Here is a 16,169-nt window from a genome sequence, read left to right as displayed (position 1 = left end):
CTCCGCTCACGCCCTGCGGCCACCCACCACGCACGCCCTCCCGCCGGTGCGTTCCCGCTTCCCCACCCAGGCCCCACCCCACCCTGCCCTGAAGGAGTTCTCATGCCGCCTCCGCGTCCGCGCGCCTGGCCGGCCGTGCTGCTCGCCACCGGGCTGCTGCTGTCCGGCTGCGCCAACCCCAGCGTCGGCAGCGCCGACGACGATCCGCACGCGCCCGTCACGCTCAAGTTCTGGCACGGCTGGTCCGAACCCGGCGAGGTCAAGGCGATCGACAAGAGCATCCGGCGCTTCGAGAAGCTGCACCCCAACATCCACGTCGAGACCACGGGCAACGTCAGCGACGCCACCGTCAACCAGGCGCTGCGGGCCGGCGGCGACAAGGCACCGGACGTGGTGTCCTCCTTCACCACCAACAACGTCGGCCAGTACTGCGACTCGGGGATGTGGGTCGACCTCGACCCCTTCTTGAAGAAGAGCGGTGTCGACAAGAAGAAGGTCTTCCCCTCCACGCTGCTGGACTACACGCAGTACGAGGGCACCCAGTGCGCGCTGCCGCTGCTGGCCGACGCCTTCGGGCTCTACTACAACAAGGACGCCTTCGCGAAGGCCGGTATCGACCGTCCGCCGCGGACCATGTCGGAGTTCGCCGAAACCGCGGCCAAGCTCACCGAGCGCGACGGCGACCGGGTCGAGCGGGCCGGCTTCATGCCCAACTTCCGCCTGTACCAGAACAGCCCGGACCGGATGTTCGCCCAGTGGGGCCCTCGCTACTTCGACGCGGACGGCAAAGCCCGCCTCGCGAAGGAACCGCTCACGCGGCAGTTCTACCGCACGATGAAGAAGCTCTCCGACGCGCAGGGCGGTTACCCGGCACTGGAGCGGCTGCGACAGAGCTTCGGCGACGAGATGTCCCGGCAGAGCGGGTTCATGACCGGCAAGCTGGCGATGCACCTGGACGGCGAGTGGCGCGGCCTGATGCTCAAGGAGGACAAGCCCGACTTCGACTGGGGCGTGGCGCCGCTGCCGGTGCCCGACGACCAGGCCGACACCTACGGACGCGGCTACCTGACCGGCACGGTCGCCGGGATCGCCCACAGCAGCACGCACCAGAACGCGGCGTGGGAACTGCTGAAGTTCCTGACCACCGACACCGAACAGGTGGTGTCCTTCGCCAACGCGATCCACAACGTGCCCTCCACCAAGGCGGCCCTCGCCTCCCCGAAGCTCGACGCCGACCCGGCCTTCCGCACGTTCCTGCGGATCGCGAAGAACCCGCACAGCCAGGCGCTGCCGCCCTCGACGACCGGCGGCATGTACGTGACGGCCTTCAAGGACTTCTCCTACTCGGTGGAGGCGGGAAAGGTCGACGACGTGGACGCGGGGCTGCGCGAACTCGACCGGCAGATCGACGCCGACACCCTCCAGGCCAAGAACTAGGAGCGCGGCCATGGCACTCTCCCTCTCCTCCGGCACCAGGCCGGACACGCCCGGCACCGCCGCCCCGGCCCCCGACGCGTGGCTGCGCCGCAAGAAGAGGCGCGACAGGCTCCGCACGATCGGCTTCCTGTCACCCTGGCTCGTGGGGTTCTCGGTCTTCTTCGGCTATCCGCTGGCCGCCACCGTCTACTTCTCCTTCATGCACTACAACCAGATCAAGCAGCCCGAGTTCGTGGGTCTGCGCAACTGGTCGTACGTCTTCACGCAGATGCCGCTGTTCGGCCCGGCGCTGTGGAACACGCTGTGGCTGGTCGTGGTGATGGTCGCGCTGCGGGTGGTCTTCGGCGTCGGCATCGGGCTGCTGGTGACCAAGCTCAAGAGCGGTGTGGGCTTCTTCCGTACCGCCTTCTACGTGCCCTACCTGGCTCCGCCCGTGGCCGCGACCGTGGCCTTCGTCTTCCTGCTCAACCCGGCGACCGGACCCGTCAACGAGATCCTGGCGGCGGTCGGCATCGACGGGCCGAACTGGTTCAACGATCCGAACTGGGCCAAACCGTCGCTGGTGATGCTCTCGCTGTGGGGCATCGGCGACCTCATGGTGATCTTCATGGCCGCGCTGCTGGACGTGCCCAAGGAACAGTACGAGGCGGCCGAGCTGGACGGCGCGGGAGCACTGACGAAGTTCCGCTTCGTCACCTGGCCGAACATCACGCCGATCGTGATGTTCGCGGTCGTGACCGGTGTCGTGCAGACGATGCAGTACTACACGCAGGCGCTCGTGGCGGGAAAACTGGCCTCCGGCGTCACCATCGGCCCCGGCACGGTCATCCAGCCCGGCTACCCCGACCACTCGACGATCACCGTGCCGCAGCTCGTGTACCAGCTGGGCTTCCAGAACTTCAACACCGGGGCCGCCTGCGTGCTCTCCCTGGTGCTGTTCGCCATCGCGATGGCCGTGACCATGCTGCTCATGCGCCGCAAGAGCGGCCTGCTGTCGGCGGAGGACTGATCAGATGACGACCCCGACCACTCCGGCGGCCACGCTGCCGTCCGCTGCGGCCCAGCCCTCGCGGGCGGCCCGCACCCCCTCCCCCGGCCCCACAGCGGCGAGCCGCAGGGCACGCCGCAAGCGCGTACTGCACTGGATCGCCGTGCACTGTGTCGCCGTCGCGCTCGCGCTGGCCTTCGTGCTGCCGTTCGTCTTCGTCCTGCTGACCTCGGTGATGGGCGACGGGCAGGCCATGAGCGGCGAGCTGTGGCCCACCTCGTGGCACTGGGAGAACTACGCGAAGGTCTTCCGCACCCCCGGCTTCCTCGACTGGTGGCGCAACTCGCTGATGTACGCGCTGCTGGGGACGCTGTTCACCGTGTGCTCGTCCCTCCCCGTGGCCTACGCGCTGGCGAAGTTCCGCTTCCGCGGCCGGCGGACGGCCATGCTGCTGGTGATCTCCACGATGATGCTGCCGCCGCAGGTGATCGTCGTACCGATGTACCTGGTGTGGGCGCAGCAGTTCCACCTGTCGGGATCGCTGTGGCCGTTGATCATCCCCATGGCGTTCGGCGACGCGTACTCGATCTTCCTGCTGCGGCAGTTCCTGCTGACGATCCCCAAGGAGTACATGGAGTCGGCCCGGATCGACGGCTGCGGCGAGGTGCGCACCCTCCTGCGCGTCGTCGTCCCGATGGCGAAGCCCGGCATCGCCGCCGTCGCGCTGTTCCAGTTCTTCTACTGCTGGAACGACTACTTCGGCCCCCAGATCTACGCGGCCCAGAACCCGGGCGCCTGGACGCTCAGTTACGGGCTCGAATCGTTCAAGTCCGCGCACAGTGTGGACTGGAACCTGACGATGGCGGCCACCTTGCTGGTCATGGCGCCGGTCATCATCGTCTTCTTCTTCGCACAGAAGGCCTTCGTCGAAGGCGTCACCCTCACCGGAGTAAAGGGCTGAGACACACATGAAGCTCGCAGTGGTCGGCGGAGGCTCGACCTACACCCCCGAACTCATCGACGGCTTCGCGCGGTTGCGCGACGTGCTCCCCATCGACGAGCTCGTCCTGATCGACCCGGCCGCCGACCGGCTGGAGCTGGTCGGCGGCCTGGCCCGGCGCATCTTCGCCAAGCAGGGCCACCCCGGCACCGTCACCACCACGGCCGACCTGGACGCCGGCGTGGACGGCGCGGACGCCGTGCTGCTCCAGCTGCGCGTCGGCGGACAGGCGGCCCGCGACCGGGACGAGACCTGGCCGCTGGAGTGCGGCTGCGTCGGCCAGGAGACCACCGGCGCAGGCGGCCTCGCCAAGGCGCTGCGCACCGTGCCCGTCGTCCTCGACATCGCCGAGCGGGTCCGCCGCAGCAACCCGGACGCCTGGATCATCGACTTCACCAACCCCGTCGGCATCGTCACCCGCGCGTTGCTCACCGCCGGACACAAGGCCGTCGGCCTGTGCAACGTGGCGATCGGCTTCCAGCGCAAGTTCGCCAAGCTGCTCGAGGTCTCCCCCGGCGAGGTCCACCTCGACCACGTCGGCCTCAACCACCTCACCTGGGAGCTGGGCGTGCGGCTCGGAGGCCCCGACGGCACGGACGCGCTGCCGAAGCTGCTGTCCGAGCACGGCGACGCCGTCGCCGACGACCTGCACATGCCCCGCACCCTCGTCGACCGCCTCGGCGTCGTCCCGTCCTACTACCTGCGCTACTACTACGCGCACGACGAGGTGGTGCGCGCCCAGCGCCAGAAGCCCACCCGGGCGGCCGAGGTCGCGGCGCTGGAGAAGCAGCTGCTCGAGATGTACGCAGATCCGGCGCTCGACACCAAACCCGAACTGCTCTCCCGCCGCGGCGGCGCCTACTACTCCGAGGCCGCCGTCGACCTGGCCGCCTCGCTGCTGCGCGAGGGCGGCAGCGCCCACCAGGCGGTCAACACCCTCAACAACGGCACCCTGCCCTTCCTCCCCGACGACGCGGTCATCGAGACCCAGGCCCGCATCGACCGGGACGGCGCACACCCGCTGCCGGTACCCGCCCTCGACCCGCAGTTCACCGGCCTGATCGCGCACGTCACCGCGTACGAGGACCTCGCCCTCGGCGCGGCGCTGCACGGCGGCCGCGACCGCGTCTTCAAGGCGCTGCTCGCCCACCCCCTCATCGGCCAGATCGAGTACGCCGAGCAGCTGACCGACCAGCTCCTCGCGCACAACAAGGAGCACCTGGCGTGGGCCTGAGCCAACCGCAGACCGCACTCGGGCCCGAGGCCACCTCGTCGCGCCCGCGGGCCGAGGGGCCGGCCCCGGCCGTCCTGGCCATCGACGCGGGCAACAGCAAGACCGACGCGGCTCTCCTCGGCGCCGACGGCAGCGTCCTGGGCACGGCACGCGGCGGCGGCTTCCGCCCCTCGGCCGTCGGCGTGCGCACCGCCGTCGACGTGCTGGCCGACGCGGTGTCGCGGGCACGGCAGGCCGCCGGCCCCCACCCGCTGCCCGCCGTGGAGCAGGTGATGGCCTGCCTGGCCAACGCGGACCTGCCCGTCGAGGAGGAGCAGTTGGCGGCCGCGCTCGCCGAACGCGGCTGGGGCAAGGACGTCACCGTGCACAACGACACCTTCGCCGTGCTGCGCGCCGGGCTCGACGCGCAGCACGGTGACGCCGCACCGTGCGGTGTGGCCGTCGTGTGCGGCGCGGGGATCAACTGTGCCGGGATGCTGCCGGACGGCCGCACCGCGCGCTTCCCCGCGCTCGGCCGGCTCTCGGGCGACTGGGGCGGCGGGGGCGGACTCGCCGACGAGGCGCTGTGGCACGCCGCCCGCGCCGAGGACGGCCGCGGCGCGGCCACCGTGCTGGCGACCGCCCTGCCCGCGCACTTCCAGCTGGCCTCCATGTACGCACTGATCGAGGCCCTGCACCTGGGACACATCCCGTACGCACGGCGACTCGAGCTCACGCCGGTGCTGTTCGAGGCGGCCGACGGCGGAGACGCCGTGGCCTCTTCCCTGGTGGCACGTATGGCGGAGGAGGTCGTCACGATGGCGACGGTGGCACTGCGCCGACTGGACCTGCTGGACGCGGACGTGCCCGTGCTGCTGGGTGGAGGGGTGCTGGCCGCCGCTCACCCCCTCCTCAACGACCGGATCGGCGAGCTGCTCGCCAGGCACGCCCCGCGCGCCGTCCCCCGCGTCGTGCACGCCCGCCCCGTCCTGGGCGCGGCGCTCCTCGGCCTCGACGCCCTGGGAGCACCGCTGGAGGCGCACGCAAGGGCGCGTCGCCACTTCGAACACGGCCGGGACGGAGGCGGTCACTCAGGGGACGAGAAAGTGCACTGATGCAAAACTGGCGTCCAGTTCACTTTTCGGGGAGGGTGAACTGGCCGAGGCGCCCGCGCACACCGCCGGCCGGGGACCCGAAGGGGGGCACCATGACACCGCACGAGACACCACGGAGCCCCGACCCGCACCAGGCCGCCGTGGACCGTGCGAACGCCGCCCTGCAGACGCACACCCTGACCGAGGGGTGGCGGAACAGCCCCGGCCAGACGCTGGGCCGCGTCCTGGCCGACCTGCTGCACTGGTGCGACGACACGCAACGGGACTTCGACGCCGCCTTGGCCCGCGCCCGGCGGCAGCACGCCGCCGAGAACAACGGCGGTCCTCGCCGACCGCCGGAGACGGTCGGCGGTGAGTCACCGTGAGCGGCGGACGGTAGCGGCTCACGGGGCCGCGCGGGGTGGGGCACTTCGCGGCCCCGCCCCCGCGGCCCCAGGCGTCAGCGTCCGCCGCCTGAGCCGACGACGCCACCCAGCAGCTTGTCCAGCACCGTACCGGCGACCTGCAATGTCGCCTGCTCGCGCGGGGTCAGCTCATCGGGCTGGTCCCGCGGCGCGTCAGCGGCCGCTGCGGACCCGGCGGCGAGGACGGTCGCCGTGAACAGGATGGCCAGGGTGAGGGCCGGGCGACGGAACATGCACACTCCTGCGGTACGTGACGAACGGGTGCGCTTCCCACCCTTGGTGCGGCAGCCACGTGCGCGGGGACGGCTGGCCCGGGCTCCTGCGAACGGACCACCCACGCCACCCTTGCGGCCGCCCCGACGGGGACCCGAGGGGACGACACTCAGTGGTCGACGCCTCCCAGCAGGTGTTCCATCCGCTCCTCCAGGAGCCGCACCGCACCGGGCTGGCGGCCCGGGACCCGGCGCCGGAGGACGACGAGCTCCGGCACCAGCTCACGAGCGGCCTCCACGTCCTCCCCGCGCAGGCGCTCCCACTGGTGGTGCGCCCTGTCGACAGCGCCCTCCACCTCGGTCGAGTCGTCCGACTCCCCCTGCTCCAGCCGCCCGCGAGCCACCCACATCCACAACTCGCAGCTGCGCGCCGGAGCCCCGGCCAAGCGTGCCAGGTCGGCGCGGACCTCGACCCAGTGCAAGACACCCTCGGAGCCGGGGCCTTCGGTCTGCTCGGCGCTCCGCTGCCAGGCCACGGCGATCCCTTCGGCCTCCTCGTGGCGGCCTGCCCGCGCGGCGGTCATGATCGCTTCGTGCGGGTCCTCCCTGCCCTGGGCCGGGGGTGCGGCGGCAGCCTCCACGGGGAGAGGTACCGCGACCGGTGCGTGCGGGTGCACCGCCTCGGGTGGTGCGCCGGAGGCGGTGCCCGCCTCCGGCGCGGTGGGCGGAGAGGCTTCTTCCCTCTCTTCCGGGAGGAAGGGCGGAGTCTCGGCGTTCGACGCGAAGGCAGGCGAATCCACTGCAGACGGCGCAAACGGCTGAGAGCCCGGGGACTGCTGTGCGTCCGTGGGCAGCGGGGCGTCCGCGGGCTGTTGTGCGTCCGTCGGTCGCGATACGTCAGTGAGCTGTTGTGCGACCTGTGCCGCACGCGGCGGCGGCTGCGCACCGTTCGCCTGCTGCGGTGGGGTGGCCCCGGTCGGCACGGGCGCGGCGCCGGGCGTCCACGGCGGAAGGCCCTCGTGCGCGTGCGGAGCCCAGCCGTTCTGCGCGGAGGGCTGCCAGGACTGATGCCCGTTCTCCACACTCCCCGCGGGGGCGGCCGGGCTCCCCGTGGGGGCGGCCGGCTCGGTGGTCGCCGAGGCCACGAAGACGGCCTGGAGTTCCTCCGTCGCATGGGAGGCGGAAGCGGCCCGTTCGTGCAGCTCGGCGAAGGGCATGCGGCCACCCGCCCGCCACATGCGTACGCACTCCTGGAGGTAGGTGGGCTCCGTCGGAACGGTGCCGCCCCTCAGCCGCCGCCACTTCGACTCGCGGCCCTGCCGCACGACGCGCCCGAACACACCGACGCCGGGAGCGTCCGGCAGCCCGCCGGCCCTGACGGTCTCCCACGCGTCGGCTTCTGCCGCCACGTCCAGCAGCACCGTCGTCGATCCAGCGGGGCGTATCGCCAACTCCCCTATCAGCCACTCCCACGGCAGCCCGCTGTAGCGCACAGCCGCCGACCCTTGGCCGGGGGCTCCCAGACCGATATGCAGTCCGCCCTTGCGGGGGTCCTTGCGCAGCTCGCCCACGATCAGCACCAGCAGCCGGCCCGAAACCCCCGCGACCAGGCGGACACGGGCCAGCACCATCTGCGGGTCCACCGGGCCGACCAGCTCGACGACGTCCACGCCGCCCCGTGCGGCGCCGCCGCCGTGTCCGGCCGCACCCGCCAGGACTCCGCCCCACGAGACACCGCCCAGGCCGGCCACCACCACGCCGACGTCCATCAGCCCTCCGCCGACGCCCGCCACCACCAGCACGCCGTCACCCGCGGCCTCGGAGCCCACACCCGGTACCGACACCAAAACCCCCCACACACCAAAAACCTATAGAACACGGACAGTTAGCAGCCGACGACACCGACGGACGGCGGGGCCCCGGACCTTGCCGACAGCAACCTCCAAACCTTCGGCAACGGACTCCAATTCAACACGACGCGCTGCGCGTGGGCGATCCGGACGTCCCCGCGGACCGACCGGGGGCCGCCGCGGACAGGGCCGGGCACGACCGCCGGAGTGGATTCGGACGCCGCACCGGTTCGCCACCCCATCGGGTGAATTCCGCCGGGAAGCCCGCCCGGACAGCTCTCCGGGCTACGGCGACGAAGAATCACGAGCAACGAAAGGAAGGCTACTCGGTACGATCAGATTCTCTCCCTTGTTCACCTCCTACGCTCACATCCGAAAAGAAGGGGGAACCATTTCACCGCACTGACGCGTTGCCCCACTGTGGCCGGGACGCGCAGACGCCCCGTGCAATTGCCGATGAATTTGCACACGGCATCCACTCATGGCGGACGACCGACCCGGACCTGTAGCTTCCGGCGGAAGGGGGACCGCGACGGAGGGGATGGGAGGGGAAGAGAACGTTGAGCGTTCGGATGCCCTCGCCGTGCGAACAACGCGGCTCAGCGGAATCCGCTGCCGGTAAGTGCGCGAACACGCAATCCGCCCGGCAGTGGAACGGCCCGGAGACCCGGCCGGAGGACGGTTGCGGCGTGCCGGTCGAGTTCGCCGCTTTCTGCGCGCTGTACCGGACCCGGTATCTGCAGTACGCGCACAGCCGCCTGGCGGACCAGCCAACAGCGGACATCGCGGTGCGTGCGGCGTTCGCCCAGCTGGCGGAGCAGTGGGACCAGGCGCTGCGCAGCCCGCACACCAACGCCTATGCCTGGCGTCTGCTCAACCGGCACATCAGCGCCCTCGAGGAGACAGCCGACGAGGCGGGAGGGGAAGCAGCGCGCCCGACGGCACACGGGGCCGGCCGCTCGCTCCTGCCCGACCACACCAACGAGACCCGCATCCTCCACCAGGACCTGGGCATTCCGTTCGTGGAGGCCACCGAGATGATGGGACACGCCTCCCCGCGACCGCGCTGAGCCGCGGCGCCCCGGCTGCCCGCTCCTTCGGGACGCTCTCCTCCACCCCTGCGCCCCACTGCGCCCGTGCGCTCCCGTGTGCTCCCGTGTGCGGGGACGTCGGCGGGAAGTTTCTCCGCGACGAGCGAGGAACGGGGAGCGCCCCCGCGGGCGAAGGGCGGCATCCCCGCGAGCGAGGGGGTGAGCGATGCACGGTTCGGCCACGGTCGCTTGGTTACTGGCGGCTCTCTGCGCGGTGACGGCTGTCTCCTGCGTGCTGCGCGCACGCGGAGCCGGCCATCGGCAACGTGCCGACGCGGGCGGCGAGGCAGCGATGGGCTTCGGCATGGCGGTCATGGCTGTTCCCCTGCTGTGGAGCGCGACACCCACGGTGAGCGCCCTTCTGGCGTGGGGGTTCACCGCGGTCTTCGGCGCGCTGCTGGCGCACGGCGCGTGGCTGGCGACGTCCGGCGGGCGCGGGGACAGGGCCCGCCACGGGAAGAAGCCCCGGCGGCGAGAGGGAGCGGCGGACCGGGGCGGGGCCTGGTTCCCGCACGACGGTCCGCGCCGGCACGTGCACCATCTGGTCGGCGGAGCGGCGATGTTGTACATGTCGCTGGCCATGGCCCTCGGCACGGCGGGCGCGTCGGGCACCGCCCATGCGGCCGCTCACTCCACCCACTCCGCGCCCGGAGGTGTGCCCGTCGTCACGGGGCTGCTGCTGGGCTACTTCGCGGTGTACGCGCTCTGGACGGCCGCGCGGCTGATGCCTGTCGCGGCGGACCGGATGGCCGCGGGGGTGGCCGGCGCAAGCACGGGCGCCGCCGTGGGCGCGACCGCCGCTCCTCTGATGCGGCAGGCGGGGATCGCCGCGGGGTGCAGGCTGGCGATGGCGACGGGGATGTTCGCCATGCTGATCACGCTGTGACGAGTGAAACGCGGCCGCACAGTGAGCCGCGTCACTTCTGCACCGTCGGGCGTATCACTGTCTCGTAACGGCCTCTTAGGCTGAGCGGCATGACGGTCCCGCTCGCGTTGATGGTGCTCGCCCTGCTCGCCGCGGGCCTGGCGCCGCGCGTACTGACCCGCTCCTCCTGGCCCGACCGTGAGCCCGTGCTCGCCCTGTGGGCGTGGCAGTGCCTGGTGGGTGCGGTGCTGTTGTGCTGCGGGCTGGCGATGGCGCTCTCGGGTGCCGCCGCCTTCGCGGTGGTGCGCAGCCACGTCTTCGCCGGGGCCCCCGACGGGGTGGTGCGGGTGTACACGTCCAGTGCGTACGCGCCGTGGGCGGGAGCGCTGTGCCTGTTGCTCGCCTGCGGGGGCGCGTGGACCGGTGCCATGCTGCTGCGGGAGATCAGGGACGCGCGGACGAGGCGCCGCAAGCGCCGCGCGGAGCTGCGCGAGCGCGTGCCGCGGCTGCCGGGTGAGTCCGCGACCTCCAGCGAACGGCTGGTCGTGCTGGAGGAGGAGAGGCCGGACGCGTGGTGGCTGCCGGGTGCCACACCGCAGCTGGTCATCACCACCGCGGCGCTGCGGCGGCTCAAGGGGCGGCAGTTGGACGCCGTGCTCGAACACGAGCAGGGGCACGCGCGGGCCCGCCACGACTGGCTTCTGCACTGCTCGTCCGCGCTGGCCACCGGGTTCTCCCGGGTACCGGTCTTCGCCTCTTTCCGCGATCAGGTGCACCGCCTGGTGGAACTGGCCGCCGACGACGCCGCCTCTCGCCGGTACGGCCGACTGACCATCGCGCTGGCGCTCGTGGAGCTCAACGAGGGCCGGGGAGTCTTCGGTCCCTGTCCGACACCGGTCGCCATGGTGCCGCAGCGGGTTCACCGGCTGCTGACGCCCGCTCCCCGGCTGCCGGTCAGCCGCAGGGTGCGGATGACCGCCGTGGCCTCCCTCGTGCCTGTCGTCCCGCTGCTCGTCGCCTTCGTCCCCGGCCTCTCGGCGCTGCGCTGATCCCCGTCTCCCTCCGGGTCCTCCGTGGCTCGCCCCCTGGCTGGGGCCGCTGGCGGGCCGGTCCGCGGCTGCAAGACGAGGGACGCGCCGGGGACTTGCTACGCGGCCGGTGACAGGGGCGATGATCGGCGCATGCGTGGTCCGATCCGACGAAGCCCTCCCGGCGCCTGGCAGGCCGCAGTGGCGGCCGCGCTGGGAGCCGCCGCCGTCCTGCTGACCGTCCTGGCTCTGCTGCCGTGGCAGCCGCTTGCCGCCCTCGACACGGATGTGGCCTCCACGCTGCACACGGCGGCGCTCGGCAACCCGGGGCTCACCCGTGCCAACCGGGTGCTGACCGACTGGGTGTGGGATCCGTGGGCCTTCCGGCTGCTGGTGGCCGTCGTGGTGGTGTGGCTGCTGTGGCGCGGAGAGCGCGCGTTGGGCTGGTGGCTGGCCGGCACCGTGCTGGTCGGTTCCGGGCTCCAGCAGGGCCTGAAGGCGGCGCTGGCGAGGGAGAGGCCCCAGTGGCGCGAGCCGGTCGACTCCGCGCACTACGCCGCCATGCCGTCAGGGCACGCGATGACCGCCGCGCTGGTGTGCGTGGTGCTGCTGTGGCTCTGGCGCGAACGGGGGCTGCCCGGCGGCGGAGTGTGGTGGCGTTCCGCGGCGGTGATCGGGTGCGTGTCCGTCGTCGGGGTGGCGTTCACCCGTGTGTGGCTGGGCGTGCACTGGCTGACGGACACTCTCGTGGGCGTCCTGCTCGGTACGGCGCTGGGGCTGGGCTCCGCGGCCGCGTGGGCGGCCCTGCGCGCCGGAGGAAGCCGGCCAGAGGCCGCCCGCCGCCCCCTCCGCCGGTAGCGCACCACGGGAGCGGATGGCACACGGCGCGCACCGCGGGAGCGGTGGAACGGGACGTCAGGGCTTCCTGGCGACGCCTCCGACGTTGTCGACCTCGTCGGGTTCGCCGAACGGGAGGGCCTCGGGACGCCACCGGGTGACGGAGACGAGTCCGGGTTCGAGGATGTCGAGCCCGTCGAAGAAGCGGCGGATCTGGTCCCGGCTGCGGTTGACGCGGGGGTTGTCGCTGGTGCGGTTCCACTCGCGCACCATCGCCCGGACCGCTTCGGGGTTGACGACCTCGGCCGAGTCGCTGAAGACCAGGTGACTTCCGGACGGCAGGGCGTCCAGCAGGCGGGCGACCACCTCGTAGGCACTCTCGTCGGTGATGTGGGCGGCGACACCGAGCAGTATCAGGGCGACGGGCCGCTCGAAGTCGAGGGTGGCGGCGGCTCCGCTCAGAATCGCGTCGGGCTCGCGCAGGTCCGCGTCGATGTAGTGGGTGACGCCCTCGGGCGTGCTGGTCAGCAGGGCACGGGCGTGGGTGAGGACCAGAGGGTCGTGGTCGACGTAGACGATCCGCGCCTCGGGCGCGACACGCTGGGCGACCTCGTGGGTGTTGTCGACCGTGGGCAGCCCGGTGCCGACGTCGAGGAACTGCCGGATGCCGACGTCGCCCGCCAGATGCCTGACCGCGCGGCACAGGAAGGCGCGCTGCGCCCGTGCGGTGGTCACGATCCCGGGGTTGCTGCGGGCGATCTCGTCACCGACCTGGCGGTCGATGTCGTAGTGGTCCTTGCCGCCGAGCCAGTAGTTCCAGATCCGCGCCGAATGCGGCAGCGTGTCGTCGATCTCTTCCGAGTCGGGCCCCAGGCGGTCCGCCATCGCTCTCCCCTGCTCTCCGCGCATGCGCTGACGCTGTGTGCGCACTAACGTACCCCTGCCCGGGAGTTCGAGTGCCGCGCGGAGAAGCGGCGTCCTGTTTCGGCTGGTTGACGTCGATATCGGGGCGATCCCCCGCGTCGCCCCGATATCGACTGCTGCACCGGACCTCCCCGCACGAGGGGCGCGGACATCCGAAGACTCACTGAGTATATTGGCTGCCAGCCAGCCAACGCAGGAGTTACAGGATGTCCCCTCGGAGCGCATCGGTCAATGAGGAGTTGCGCCGACGTTCGCGCGAACGCCTGCTGCAGGCGACCGTCGAGCTCGTCGCCGAACACGGTTACGAGGCGACGACACTGGGGGCGATCGCCGACCGCGCGGGTTCGGCACGCGGCCTGATTTCGTACTATTTCCCGGGCAAGCGCCAGTTGTTCCAGTCCGCCGTGCACCGGCTGATGCACCTGACGCTGGCCGAGGCCCTGGAGCGCGCGCCGCTGCCCGAGGAGCCGGGCAGCGGCGAGGAGGCGCTGGCCCGCGCCATCGACGCCATCATGGGGCTGGCACGTGACCACCCGGTGCTCATGCGCGCCCACATGGCGGGCATCCTCCAGCAGGAGGGGTTCGTCCAGTGCGACGAACAGCGCCGCCTCGCGGCCCTGCTGCGCACGGCGGTGGCCCGCTACGGATCCCCCGACCCGGACAGGGACTACCCACTGCTGCGCGCGAATCTCATGGGGTCCGTCGTCGCGGCGCTTCTGCCGGGCGCCCCGATGCCGCTGGAGAGACTGCGGGGAGAGCTGTTCACCCGGTACGGACTGGCCTGGGACCGCGGCACGCCGCCCGAGAGCCCCGGTGAGCGGACGGACAGCGCCTCCTCCGCGGCTCTCATCCGTCAGTTGGGCCGTGTCACACCATGCGGCGAGGAGCCGGTCTCCCGGCCGCGGGGAACCGCGGATCAGGGGTAGGCGCTGGTTCGGACGGCACGGCACGAGAGCCGGCAGGGACCGCGCTCGCGTTTGTGCTCACGCTCGGTCTCGTTCGGGGCCGGGCTGAGCTCGTGCGGAAGCCCCGTTGCAGCCCGGCGGGGGCCGCGGCCGGGCCCTGGCGGCCGCACCCGCCCGCGCGGAAGCCGCGCCGGGCCGGACGGCGGGCCGACGCCGGGTACGGCGCTCGCGTTCAGCGGCGTGCGTGGCGGGGCGGCAGCAGGCCGTCGTCCCGGGCGTCCGCGATGACGCGGAGGGACTTGCGGCGACTGTGCCCGGTGAGCCGCATGACGGCCAGGACCGGGTCGGCGCCCTGCTGCCGGGCAGCGGTGTACGCCTCGGCCACCGCGCGCCGCGCCGCCTGCCCGCGAGGCCCGGGAGGACGTCCCCGGCCTCTCACCGGCGCGGGCGGCGGCGCCGCGGGCAGCACGCACGCTCCCGTCACCCACACGGTGGGAGCTTTCTGCGGGGGCCGGAGCGCGTCCGGGCACGCGTCCGCCAACGGCCCCTCCAGCCACGGCGTGAGTTCCGTCAGCGCACGTGGTGTGAGCGGCGGATCGGCCCGCACCTCCTCGACGCGGATCGCGTCGTCCACCACAGCGGCGAGTACCTCCACCTGAACGCCGTCGGACAGGGTGAGACCGACGGCGTACCAGGGCGCCTGCCCGCTCGCGTCGTACGGTGCGGGGCACGCGCCGGTGCCGTGGCCCAGCAGCTGCCACGCCGGACGGGGCGGCCCGGCCGGCTCACTGCCCGATGGCCCGGTGTCCGGCGGGCAGCCGGACGGTTCGCACGGGTGGTCACGCAAGGAGTGGTCACAGGAGGAGTGGTCCGGTGAGCAGCGGGAGTATGGGGGTCTGTCCGACACGTCGCGGCACCGTAGTCACGGAAGCCCGGCGGGGTGTCCCGGCACGCACGGGTGCTCCGCCGGCACCCCGATCGACGGAGCCGCCGGCAGCCCGAACGGCGCACCCGTGCCGCCGTATGGGGGCCCCGGCGCCCGCCCGACCGCGCGTTCCTCCGCCGCAGGACCGGAGTGTCAGTGAGCCGGTGCAGACTGTGCGGTACCTCAGGACAACGACGTCTCCAAGGTGGTGCCGGCATGACGGACGTGCTGCTCGCGGTAGGTACGAGAAAGGGTCTGTTCCTCGCCCGGCAGAAAACGGGGCAGCGCGGTACGGGCAGCTGGGAGTTCGCCGGCCCGCACTTCAACGCGCAGGCCGTGTACTCCCTCAGCATCGACCGGCGTGGCCCGGGAGGGCCTCGGCTGCTGGCGGGAGGGGACAGCGCCCACTGGGGCCCCTCGGTCTTCCACTCCGACGACCTGGGCACGACGTGGAAGGAGCCCGCCCGTCCGGCCCTCACGTACCCGAAGGACACCGAAGCGTCCCTGGAGCGGGTGTGGCAGCTGCAGCCGGGCGGCGCGGACGAGCCGGGTGTGGTCTACGCCGGGACGGAGCCGGGCGGCCTGTTCCGCTCGCAGGACGGCGGCGAGTCCTTCGAGCTGGTCCGCCCGCTGTGGGAGCATCCGACGCGGCGCGACTGGGTGCCGGGCGGCGGCGGGCTGGGGCTGCACACCATCCTGGTGGACCCGCGCGACTCCCGGCGGGTGACGGTGGCCGTCTCGACGGGGGGCGCCTACCGGACAGCGGACGGCGGAGCGAGTTGGGAGCCGTGCAACCGCGGCGTGTCGGCCGTCTTCCTCCCCGAGGGGCAGCGCTACCCGGAGTACGGGCAGTGTGTGCACAAGGTCGCACGCGACGCGGAGGCCCCCGACAGGTTCTATCTGCAGAATCACTGGGGGGTCTTCCGCAGCGACGACGGCGCCGACACCTGGCAGTCGATCGGCGAGGGCCTCCCCTCGGACTTCGGCTTCCCCGTGGCCGCCCATCCGCGCCGGGGCGGCGTGGCCTACCTCTTCCCGCTCAACGCGGACACCGACCGGGTCCCCGCCGAGCACCGCTGCCGGGTTCACCGTACGCAGGACGCCGGCGGCAGCTGGGAGGCGCTGAGCGCCGGTCTGCCACGGGCGGCGCACTACGGCCCGGTGCTGCGGGACGCGCTGTGCACGGACGACGCCGACCCGGCCGGCCTCTACTTCGGCAACCGCAACGGTGAGGTGTACGCCAGCGCGGACGAAGGCGAGAGCTGGCGGCAGCTGGCCCGGCACCTGCCGGACGTGCTGTGCGTACGGGCGGCGGTGATCGACTGAAGCGCGGAGGCACGTGGGCGGAGCGGTCCCGTCCGGGTGGCGGCCCGAC

At 72.3% G+C, this 16,169-nt stretch carries 16 protein-coding genes; 12 read left to right on the top strand and 4 right to left on the bottom strand.

Going from position 1 to position 16,169, the window contains the following annotated elements:
• The first annotated feature begins 102 nt into the window (after positions 1–102).
• The 6 genes from MMF93_RS30985 (at position 103) to MMF93_RS30960 (ending at position 6,118) form a co-directional block, all read left to right on the top strand.
• Positions 103–1,437, top strand: coding sequence for an ABC transporter substrate-binding protein (locus MMF93_RS30985; protein WP_242756474.1), 1,335 nt, complete (start codon positions 103–105; stop codon positions 1,435–1,437).
• 10 nt (positions 1,438–1,447) lie between these two features.
• A complete protein-coding gene (locus MMF93_RS30980) occupies positions 1,448–2,446 on the top strand; it encodes a carbohydrate ABC transporter permease (RefSeq protein ID WP_181860930.1) in 999 nt (332 codons plus the stop codon).
• Positions 2,447–2,450: 4 nt separating this feature from the next.
• Complete coding sequence (locus MMF93_RS30975; RefSeq protein WP_242756473.1) at positions 2,451–3,386, top strand: carbohydrate ABC transporter permease; 936 nt, start codon at positions 2,451–2,453, stop codon at positions 3,384–3,386.
• 7 nt (positions 3,387–3,393) lie between these two features.
• Positions 3,394–4,659, top strand: a complete 1,266-nt coding sequence (locus MMF93_RS30970) for a 6-phospho-beta-glucosidase (RefSeq protein WP_242756472.1) — start codon at positions 3,394–3,396, stop codon at positions 4,657–4,659.
• Complete coding sequence (locus tag MMF93_RS30965) at positions 4,656–5,753, top strand: N-acetylglucosamine kinase (RefSeq protein WP_423835645.1); 1,098 nt, start codon at positions 4,656–4,658, stop codon at positions 5,751–5,753. Before MMF93_RS30970 ends, MMF93_RS30965 begins: the two co-directional genes overlap by 4 nt.
• Positions 5,754–5,845: 92 nt before the next feature.
• Positions 5,846–6,118: a hypothetical protein gene (locus MMF93_RS30960; protein WP_242756471.1), complete on the top strand. Its 273-nt coding sequence runs from the start codon at positions 5,846–5,848 to the stop codon at positions 6,116–6,118.
• 74 nt (positions 6,119–6,192) lie between these two features.
• Here the strand turns inward: MMF93_RS30960 and MMF93_RS30955 are convergent, their stop codons facing one another.
• Positions 6,193–6,390 carry a hypothetical protein gene (locus MMF93_RS30955; RefSeq protein WP_242756470.1) on the bottom strand — a complete coding sequence of 66 codons (198 nt, stop codon included), beginning with the start codon at positions 6,388–6,390 and terminating at the stop codon, positions 6,193–6,195.
• A gap of 149 nt (positions 6,391–6,539) precedes the next feature.
• Positions 6,540–8,213, bottom strand: coding sequence for a hypothetical protein (locus tag MMF93_RS30950; RefSeq protein WP_242756469.1), 1,674 nt, complete (start codon positions 8,211–8,213; stop codon positions 6,540–6,542).
• Between the two features lie 695 nt (positions 8,214–8,908).
• Here MMF93_RS30950 and MMF93_RS30945 point away from each other — a divergent pair.
• The 4 genes from MMF93_RS30945 to MMF93_RS30930 all read left to right on the top strand — a co-directional run bounded on the left by MMF93_RS30945 (position 8,909) and on the right by MMF93_RS30930 (position 12,061).
• Positions 8,909–9,289 (top strand): hypothetical protein, encoded by a 381-nt coding sequence (locus tag MMF93_RS30945; protein ID WP_242756468.1) that lies wholly within the window; start codon positions 8,909–8,911, stop codon positions 9,287–9,289.
• Between the two features lie 235 nt (positions 9,290–9,524).
• Positions 9,525–10,196 (top strand): DUF5134 domain-containing protein, encoded by a 672-nt coding sequence (locus tag MMF93_RS30940; protein ID WP_341483317.1) that lies wholly within the window; start codon positions 9,525–9,527, stop codon positions 10,194–10,196.
• An 89-nt stretch (positions 10,197–10,285) separates the two neighbouring features.
• Positions 10,286–11,224 carry a M56 family metallopeptidase gene (locus tag MMF93_RS30935; protein WP_242756466.1) on the top strand — a complete coding sequence of 313 codons (939 nt, stop codon included), beginning with the start codon at positions 10,286–10,288 and terminating at the stop codon, positions 11,222–11,224.
• 132 nt (positions 11,225–11,356) lie between these two features.
• Positions 11,357–12,061 (top strand): phosphatase PAP2 family protein, encoded by a 705-nt coding sequence (locus MMF93_RS30930; RefSeq protein ID WP_242756465.1) that lies wholly within the window; start codon positions 11,357–11,359, stop codon positions 12,059–12,061.
• Between the two features lie 57 nt (positions 12,062–12,118).
• Here MMF93_RS30930 and MMF93_RS30925 read toward each other — a convergent pair whose 3' ends face one another.
• Positions 12,119–12,925 carry an SAM-dependent methyltransferase gene (locus tag MMF93_RS30925; RefSeq protein ID WP_423835644.1) on the bottom strand — a complete coding sequence of 269 codons (807 nt, stop codon included), beginning with the start codon at positions 12,923–12,925 and terminating at the stop codon, positions 12,119–12,121.
• 245 nt (positions 12,926–13,170) lie between these two features.
• Between MMF93_RS30925 and MMF93_RS30920 the strand changes: the two genes are divergently transcribed.
• Positions 13,171–13,890, top strand: a complete 720-nt coding sequence (locus tag MMF93_RS30920) for a TetR/AcrR family transcriptional regulator (RefSeq protein ID WP_242756463.1) — start codon at positions 13,171–13,173, stop codon at positions 13,888–13,890.
• A gap of 211 nt (positions 13,891–14,101) precedes the next feature.
• Here MMF93_RS30920 and MMF93_RS30915 read toward each other — a convergent pair whose 3' ends face one another.
• Positions 14,102–14,716, bottom strand: a complete 615-nt coding sequence (locus tag MMF93_RS30915; protein WP_242756462.1) for a DUF6214 family protein — start codon at positions 14,714–14,716, stop codon at positions 14,102–14,104.
• Positions 14,717–15,010: 294 nt separating this feature from the next.
• Between MMF93_RS30915 and MMF93_RS30910 the strand changes: the two genes are divergently transcribed.
• Positions 15,011–16,120, top strand: coding sequence for a WD40/YVTN/BNR-like repeat-containing protein (locus MMF93_RS30910; protein WP_242756461.1), 1,110 nt, complete (start codon positions 15,011–15,013; stop codon positions 16,118–16,120).
• Positions 16,121–16,169 lie beyond the last annotated feature (49 nt).

The organism is Streptomyces tubbatahanensis (assembly GCF_022699385.1).
Lineage (GTDB): Bacteria > Actinomycetota > Actinomycetes > Streptomycetales > Streptomycetaceae > Streptomyces > Streptomyces diacarni.
The sequence above is the reverse complement of the archived record's forward strand: the minus strand, read 5'-3'. Positions and strand labels throughout refer to the sequence as shown.

What these genes read in the sequence shown, in the direction of transcription:
- MMF93_RS30985 (WP_242756474.1), top strand. Translation starts at nt 103, where the DNA reads ATGCCGCCTCCGCGTCCGCGCGCCTGGCCGGCCGTGCTGCTCGCCACC.
- MMF93_RS30975 (WP_242756473.1), top strand. Translation starts at nt 2,451, where the DNA reads ATGACGACCCCGACCACTCCGGCGGCCACGCTGCCGTCCGCTGCGGCC.
- MMF93_RS30970 (WP_242756472.1), top strand. Translation starts at nt 3,394, where the DNA reads ATGAAGCTCGCAGTGGTCGGCGGAGGCTCGACCTACACCCCCGAACTC.
- MMF93_RS30960 (WP_242756471.1), top strand. Translation starts at nt 5,846, where the DNA reads ATGACACCGCACGAGACACCACGGAGCCCCGACCCGCACCAGGCCGCC.
- MMF93_RS30925 (WP_423835644.1), bottom strand. Translation starts at nt 12,925, where the DNA reads ATGGCGGACCGCCTGGGGCCCGACTCGGAAGAGATCGACGACACGCTG.
- MMF93_RS30935 (WP_242756466.1), top strand. Translation starts at nt 10,286, where the DNA reads ATGACGGTCCCGCTCGCGTTGATGGTGCTCGCCCTGCTCGCCGCGGGC.
- MMF93_RS30910 (WP_242756461.1), top strand. Translation starts at nt 15,011, where the DNA reads ATGACGGACGTGCTGCTCGCGGTAGGTACGAGAAAGGGTCTGTTCCTC.
- MMF93_RS30955 (WP_242756470.1), bottom strand. Translation starts at nt 6,390, where the DNA reads ATGTTCCGTCGCCCGGCCCTCACCCTGGCCATCCTGTTCACGGCGACC.
- MMF93_RS30980 (WP_181860930.1), top strand. Translation starts at nt 1,448, where the DNA reads ATGGCACTCTCCCTCTCCTCCGGCACCAGGCCGGACACGCCCGGCACC.
- MMF93_RS30930 (WP_242756465.1), top strand. Translation starts at nt 11,357, where the DNA reads ATGCGTGGTCCGATCCGACGAAGCCCTCCCGGCGCCTGGCAGGCCGCA.
- MMF93_RS30920 (WP_242756463.1), top strand. Translation starts at nt 13,171, where the DNA reads ATGTCCCCTCGGAGCGCATCGGTCAATGAGGAGTTGCGCCGACGTTCG.